The 2,954-nt window shown below is 59.0% G+C and carries 2 protein-coding genes; one reads left to right on the forward strand and one right to left on the reverse strand.

Features of this window, described 5'->3' with window-relative positions; translation table 11 throughout:
• Nucleotides 1–2,247, forward strand: a 2,247-nt coding sequence (locus KQI12_RS12330; RefSeq protein WP_216573765.1) for a hypothetical protein, incomplete at its 5' end; no start/stop codon positions are given.
• A 417-nt stretch (nucleotides 2,248–2,664) separates the two neighbouring features.
• Here KQI12_RS12330 and KQI12_RS12335 read toward each other — a convergent pair.
• Nucleotides 2,665–2,954, reverse strand: a 290-nt coding sequence (locus tag KQI12_RS12335; RefSeq protein WP_216573766.1) for a hypothetical protein, incomplete at its 5' end; no start/stop codon positions are given.

The raw sequence follows: 2,954 nt of genomic DNA on the forward strand, positions 1-2,954 counted from the left end.
GCCGACACCGTCACCTACAGCTGGACCTACAACGCCAACGGCACCTCCGTGGCCGTCCAGAACAAGACCGGCAAGACCATGCTGGAGGACAAGTTCAACGCCATCAAGGTCGAGGGCGTCGTCACCGCCAACGAGTTCGCCGACCTGACCTCCACTGCTGAGAAGGGTTCTTCCAAGGATGACGGCAAGACCTACATCAGCGTCACCAATTATGGCGATGATGAGGACCAGAAGGTCTTCAAGTCCGGCACTTACTCCGTGACCACTGGCAAGGACGAGCTGGGCAAGTCCATCACCCTGTACGTCAAGAACGACTCCGGCAACAGCTCCAAGGCCACCGTCCTGGGCTCTGCTGTCATGAGTGAGGACAACAAGGTCGCCACCATCGCCACCAACAAGGATGTCGAGGATCTGGCTGACGACAACGATCTGGACATCGTGTCCTCCACTCTGGTCGTCGACAACTACGGCAAGGCCAAGAAGTGGGGCGACCTGTCCACTTCTGACAAGATCACTCTGGGCGCCAAGAAGGACAGCTCCAACCCCAACCGCGGCATCACCAAGACCCTGATCGACAACGATGACGACGGCGATGTGGATTACATCCTGCTGGAGAAGCTGGCGTTCGGCCAGGTCTCCAAGAAGTCCGAGAAGGACGACGGTTCCATCACTGTCGATGCCGGTTCCGTCAAGGGCCTGAGCGCCGACAAGAAGAAGGACGTCGTGGGCTTCGACGACGTGAAGGAGGACGACTATGTCCTGGCTGCCTGGATCGGCGGCGACCTGCACGTGCAGAAGGCTGAGTCCGTCTCTGGTACTCTGGACGCTTACAAGTCCGCTGAGACCGTCACCGTGTCCGGTACCAAGTACGATATGTCCAACGTGGTCGGCTACAAGGGCGGCGATGATGACATCGTGCCTGCGAACGCAATTGACAAGGACTATCTGGATAAGGACGCTGTCTTCTATCTGGATCAGAACGGTCTGGTCGTGGCCATGGGCGAGGCTGAGGCCGACTCCGGCAACTATGCTTACGTCTGGGCTTCCGACGTGACCGGCTCCGGCGTGGACAGTGACCGCGTGAAGGTCACCCTGCAGGACGGCACCACCGGCACCTACACTCTGGCCAGCGGCAGCGTGAAGCCCAATGTCACCACCACCATTACCAAGACGACGGATAATGATCAGGCTGGCGACCGTGTGTACGCTTACTCCATCAACAGCAAGAAGGAGATCAAGCTGACCAACGCGAAGCAGGGCACCGCTTCTGCCACTACTACCGATTTCGATAAGAACAAGACCGCCATCAGCGGCCTGTCTCTCGCCAGTGGTAAGAACCAGACCAAGTACGCCACCTCCAACACCGCTTTCTTCTATGTCTCCGTGAAGGGGAATAAGATCGACGATGTGGACGTGTACACCGGCTACACCAAGGCTCCCAGCGTGGACAGCGTCTATGCTGAGGCCGCTTACAACGCCGGTGGCAAGATGGCGGCTGTGGCCTTCACCGGCACTAAGATCACCAGCAAGGACGTGGCTGACTTCCTGTATGTCACCAAGGTCCTGGATTCCACCACGGACTACACCAACGTGAAGGCCATCCTGGCCGGCACCAACGAGGTCGTGGATCTCAAGGTGGACATCGATGACACCGTGGAGAAGAACACTCTGTACCTGTACTCTGTGGACAAGGACGGCGTGTATACTCTGACTGCGGCCAAGACCGCGACCAGCAACTATACCACCGACAAGGCGGTCAACATCTCCAGCACCACCGTTGCCACCGATAGCGACGAGTACAAGCTGACCGACAAGACCGTGTGGGTCGAGCAGGACAAGGACGGCGATTACGATTCCGTGTCCCTCGGCAAGCTGCCCAGCAACGACAGCAAGGGCGAAGTGACCACGATCCTGTACAACAGCGATAAGGAGATCCTGGCCATCGTGTCTAAGGATTCCGGTACTTCCTCCTCCGGCGGTTCCACCCCCACTGGCACTACCGTGACCGATGTTGTCGTGGATGCCAGCACGAAGACCATCAAGATCACCTATACTGGCGATGAGCCCTCTGAGTCCGTCCTGAAGGACACTATCAAGAACAATGTTCTGGGTCAGAATGACTCCGCCAAGGCCGTCGAGGTGACCGGGGTCAATACGACTGACAAGACTGCCACTCTGAAGATCACCAAGAACAATGGTGGTGTCGTTTCCGAGACTTGGAACTACACCGTCACTAAGAAGGCTTGATCAGCTTCAATAGGCAGTAAGATCTCTGTTGAACTGACCTAGCAAAACAGCCCGTCCCCCGGACCAAACGTCTGGGGGACGGGCTTGTTTTTGGCTGGACCACATAGACCGCAAAACAGAACGCCAGCCGCCCTGGATCGGGGAAAGCTGGCGTTTTCATTGGCTTTTGGGGGCGGATACTGATCCAGTTCTGTCTGTTGATCGTCAGCATCATCGACTTGGTCTACCAGATCATGAAACGCAAGAAGTGACCGCTCTGCCCTCAGAAAGCTAGCAATCACTTCTTAGCATAAAACCTGGGGGACGACCGTTTGTCGGTGTGCCCTCGTCTGCCCTTATTATACTCTAGCCGGGTCGGCGTGCCGACTGGCGGGGCTGGAGCCGGGAGCGGGCCGTATGGCCCGCTCCTTTGGCGTGTCAGAGGACGATCACGCCGTAGTCATACACCGCCATCTCGTCCTCGCCGTCGCCCAGCGCACCGGTGAGGACCACTTGCCAGTCTCCGGCCTCCACGGGGCGGTCCAGCGTGAAGGACTGCTCCGTGCAGGCGTTCCGGCCCATCAGCTCCATGGCGGGACGGCTCTCCCCGGCGGCCATGGGATGGTCCTCCCCGCCGGAGCGGAGCGTCAGGCCCACGGCGCCGCCCCTATGCCGGACCCAGGCCCGGGCGCTCTGTCCCGCCGGGAGGGCGAGGGGGCTGGCGGTCA

Source organism: Pseudoflavonifractor sp. MSJ-37 (genome assembly GCF_018917965.1).
Lineage (GTDB): Bacteria > Bacillota > Clostridia > Oscillospirales > Oscillospiraceae > Pseudoflavonifractor_A.